5 protein-coding genes are annotated in these 4,314 nt (G+C 56.8%); all 5 read left to right on the forward strand.

The window, feature by feature from the left end; genetic code table 11:
* Window positions 1–1,220, forward strand: a 1,220-nt coding sequence (gene glmM / locus OEL57_RS14670) for a phosphoglucosamine mutase (protein WP_300741460.1), incomplete at its 5' end; no start/stop codon positions are given.
* A gap of 1 nt (window position 1,221) precedes the next feature.
* Complete coding sequence (locus OEL57_RS14675) at window positions 1,222–1,941, forward strand: pyridoxine 5'-phosphate synthase (protein ID WP_300741463.1); 720 nt, start codon at window positions 1,222–1,224, stop codon at window positions 1,939–1,941.
* The gene (locus tag OEL57_RS14680; protein ID WP_300741465.1) at window positions 1,938–2,318 is read left to right on the forward strand and encodes a holo-[acyl-carrier-protein] synthase; all 381 of its coding nucleotides are present in this window, start codon (window positions 1,938–1,940) and stop codon (window positions 2,316–2,318) included. Before OEL57_RS14675 ends, OEL57_RS14680 begins: the two co-directional genes overlap by 4 nt.
* Entirely contained in the window at window positions 2,315–3,889 is a 1,575-nt protein-coding gene (locus OEL57_RS14685; protein WP_300741466.1) for an NAD(P)H-hydrate dehydratase, read from the forward strand. The genes OEL57_RS14680 and OEL57_RS14685 overlap by 4 nt, the downstream gene beginning before the upstream one ends.
* Before the next feature lie 15 nt (window positions 3,890–3,904).
* The coding region (locus tag OEL57_RS14690) for a CBS domain-containing protein (RefSeq protein ID WP_300741467.1) at window positions 3,905–4,314 on the forward strand (410 nt) is incomplete at its 3' end.

Here is a 4,314-nt window from a genome sequence, read left to right on the forward strand (position 1 = left end):
TCGGCAAGGACACCCGCCTTTCCGGCTACATGCTGGAAAGTGCTCTGGTGGCAGGGATCTGCTCCATGGGTGTAGATGTGCTGCTGGTGGGCCCGCTGCCGACCCCCGGGATTGCCAATATCACCAGATCAATGCGGGCTGATGCCGGTGTGGTAATCTCTGCTTCCCACAACCCGTTTCAGGATAACGGGATCAAGTTTTTCTCTGCAGATGGCTACAAACTGCCGGACGAAATTGAATTGAAGATGGAAAAACTGCTGGACTCAAAGAAGATCGAGGCGTTGCGCCCCACCGCCACTGAGGTGGGCAAGGCATTTCGGATTGATGATGCCGGGGGCCGCTATATTGTCTTCCTGAAGAACAGCTTTCCCTCTGATCTTGACCTGAGTGGCCTGAAGATTGTGCTGGACTGCGGTAATGGTGCTGCCTACAAGGTGGCTCCGGCAGTATTTGAAGAACTGGGCGCTGAAGTTATTCCGCTGGGAGTCAAACCAAACGGCACCAACATCAATGCCGGTTGCGGCTCATTGCACCCGGAAGTGATCAGCGAGGCAGTTAAACAGCACCGGGCTGATATCGGTATTGCCCTGGACGGTGATGCTGACCGGGTGATTGTCTGCGATGAGTTTGGCAACGAGGTCAACGGTGATCAGATCATGGCGATCTGCGCCACTGACATGATTGCCCGCAAACAACTGAAAAAGAAGACCCTGGTGGCCACCGTAATGAGCAACATGGGCCTGGATATCGCCCTGCGCAAGGTTGGTGGCAAGATCATAAAAACCGCCGTAGGTGATCGCTATGTAGTGGAGGAGATGCGTAAAGGAGGGTATAATCTGGGGGGCGAGCAGTCCGGGCACCTGATCTTCCTGGATAACAATACCACCGGTGACGGCGTGTTGGCGGCACTGCAACTGCTGGCCGTGATGCGCCGCCGGGAAAAACCGCTCTCGGAACTGGCAGAGGTGATGATCCCGTTACCCCAGGTGCTGGTTAACGTACGGGTCAGGGAACGCCAGGATATCATGACCATCCCCACCGTTGCCGCCGCCATCAAGGGGGTTGAAGAAAAACTGGGCAATGAGGGCCGGGTCTTGATCCGCTATTCCGGCACCGAACCGCTTTTGAGGATTATGCTGGAAGGCCAGGACAAATACGAAATTACCGGATGGGCCAATGAGATCGCCGATCTGGTCAGGCAGCAGATAGGAGAGAAGTAGCATGGCAAAGTTGGGCTTGAATGTTGATCATATTGCCACGGTACGGCAAGCAAGAGGCGGCACGGAACCGGACCCGGTTACTGCTGCAGCCATGGGTGAGCTGGCCGGGGCTGAAGGAATCACCATCCATCTGCGGGAGGACCGCCGCCACATTCAGGATCGTGATCTTGAGATCCTGCGCAAGACCGTACAGACCAAACTGAACCTTGAAATGGCTGCCACCGATGAGATGGTGGAAATCGCTTGCCGGATCAAGCCGGAACAATGCACCCTGGTACCGGAAAAACGTCAGGAGCTGACCACCGAAGGCGGACTGGATGTGCTGGGGAACCTGGCTGCCATCACCAAGGCAACTGCCCGTCTGCGCGATGCAGGGATTGTGGTCAGCCTTTTTGTTGATCCAACTGCTGAGCAGATCAAGGCCTCCAAGGAAAGCGGCGCTGATGCGATCGAGATCCATACCGGCCGGTATGCCGATGCCTGCGGTGAGCAGTCTCGCCACCATGAACTGGCAGCAATCCGTGAAGCGATCCGGTTGGGCAATGAGCTGGGGTTGACCGTGCATGCCGGACATGGCCTGAACTACGTCAATATCCTGCCTCTGGCCGGACTGGCTGGCATTGAGGAGTTCAATATCGGCCACAGCATCATTTCACGTGCGATGCTGGTAGGCCTTGACCGGGCGGTGCGTGAGATGGTGGCGCTGATCCGTCGGCCATGATCCTCGGAATCGGCATCGATACGGTGGAGATCAGCCGCTTTCAACGCTTTCTGGATGACGGCAACCAGGCGTTACTAAACCGGCTCTTTGCCCCGGCTGAACAGGAGTACTGCCGTCCCAGAAAACAGGCTGCATCCTGTCTGGCTGCCCGTTTTGCCGCTAAAGAGGCCTTTGTCAAGGCGCTGGGCACCGGACTGCGGGACGGCATCTGCTGGACCGAGATTGAAGTTGTCAATGACCCGTTAGGCAAGCCATATCTTCAACTGTCAGGTCGTACGCAACAGCTGTTTTCTGAGCGAGGTACCGCAACTGCCCATTTGTCACTGTCCCACGACGGTGACCACGCTGTTGCACAGGTCATACTGGAGGCACCATGAAGATCGTCACAGCCCATACCATGCAGGAGCTGGACCGTCGTGCCATTGATGAGTACGGCATTCCCGGGCGTGATCTGATGGAACAAGCCGGTCGCGGCTGTGCCGAGCATATCCTGGCAGCCTATGGTACCCGAAGAAGCAAACGGGTTGTAATTCTGTCCGGCAAAGGTAATAACGGCGGTGACGGGTATGTGATTGCCCGCTGTCTGCTTGAAAAAGAGTGGCAGGTACTGGTTATCGTTCTGGCAGAGCGTGAAGCTATTCAGGGTGACGCTCTTACCAATCTGGTTCTTTTACCTGAGAACATCCTGAGCTTCTGCCCTGAAGAAGGGGAACTGACCGAGAAACATGCTGATGACATCCAGCAGGCCGACGTACTGGTTGACGCCCTGCTGGGAACCGGTCTGCGCAGCGACCTGACCGGGGTCTACCTTGAGGCGGTGGAGCTGATCAACAGTGCACCGGGCAAGGTTGTGGCCGTGGATATTCCCACCGGTATCCATGGCACCACCGGCCGGGTTCTGGGCCAGACCGTCCATGCCAACATGACTGTCACCTTCGGGGTGGCCAAACTGGGACATGTGCTCTACCCGGCTGCCGAGCATGTGGGCAGACTGGTGATTGTTGATATCGGTATCCCGCCACAACTGATGGACGAAGCGGTTGGCTATGACTTTCTGAATGAAAAGCTGATGGCTCCTCTGATCAAGCGACGTGACCGTCAGGCCCACAAAGGGACCTATGGTCACTGTCTGATTATTGCCGGATCAACCGGCAAAACCGGTGCTGCTGCCCTGGCTGCAAACAGCGCGGTTCGGACCGGTTCCGGACTGGTGACCCTCGCCATACCGGAAAGCATCAATCAGGTTCTCGAAGTAAAAACCACCGAGGCGATGACCCTGCCACTACCCGATGCCGGTAGCGGACACCTGACCATTCACTCCCTTGTGGCCCTTGAAAAACAGCTGGCCGGTAAAAATGCCCTTGCCATCGGTCCAGGTATTGATCGGCGCCCTGCCAGCGTTACCGTGGTACAGACCCTGATCGAAACCGTTTCCATTCCCATGGTCATTGATGCCGACGGCCTGAACGCCCTGGCAGAAGACACCAGCATTCTGCACCGTCGCCGCTCAGAAAACATTGTCCTGACCCCCCACCCCGGCGAGATGTCCCGCCTGCTGGGCTCAGCTATCCCTGATGTGGCAGCCATCAGGATCTCGGTTGCCCAGGAATTTGCCCGTACCTACGGGGTCTATATGGTTCTGAAAGGGGCCCGTACTATTATTGCTGCCCCCAACGGCATGGCTGCCATTAACGGCAGTGGCAACCCCGGCATGGCAAGTGGCGGCATGGGGGATGTGCTGACCGGCATTATTGTCTCGCTGCTGGGTCAGGGCTACTCAACCTGGAACGCCTGCCGCCTGGGGGTCTACATCCACGGCTTGGCCGGTGATCTGGTGGCCATGGAACAGGGCGAGATCGGCATGACAGCAACCGACCTGATGGCACGTATTCCGCTGGCGCTCAATCGGCTCCTGAACCTTCCCACAACCCATTACCAACACTCATAACTCAAGGAGCACGCGATGAAAACTGTTGCCGAAATTATGACCAAAGAACTGCACACCGTAGGTACCGAGACAACAATCCGGGAACTTGCCGAACTGTTTGTCACCCACCGGATCAGCTCTCTACCGGTAGTTGATGCCTCCGGGGCACTGCTCGGTATCGTAACCGAATCTGATCTGGTTGAGCAGAGCAAAAGCGTCCATCTGCCGACGGTGATCAGCCTGTTCGACTGGGTGATCTATCTCGAGTCAGAAAAGACCCTGGAAAAAGAGTTGAAGAAGATGGGCGGCAGAACCGTTGCCGACATCTATCAGCCGGAACCGGTCTCCATTGCATCAACAGCGTCTCTCAGTGAAGCTGCCGATCTGATGAGCGACCACCACACCAATGCCTTGCCCGTGTTGGATAACGGCACGCTGGTGGGGAC

It is taken from the genome of Trichlorobacter sp. (assembly GCF_030247655.1).
Taxonomy (GTDB): Bacteria; Desulfobacterota; Desulfuromonadia; order Geobacterales; family Pseudopelobacteraceae; genus Trichlorobacter.

Coding starts and splice junctions, on each gene's coding strand:
- OEL57_RS14675 (WP_300741463.1), top strand. CDS start 1,222: ATGGCAAAGTTGGGCTTGAATGTTGATCATATTGCCACGGTACGGCAA.
- OEL57_RS14680 (WP_300741465.1), top strand. CDS start 1,938: ATGATCCTCGGAATCGGCATCGATACGGTGGAGATCAGCCGCTTTCAA.
- OEL57_RS14685 (WP_300741466.1), top strand. CDS start 2,315: ATGAAGATCGTCACAGCCCATACCATGCAGGAGCTGGACCGTCGTGCC.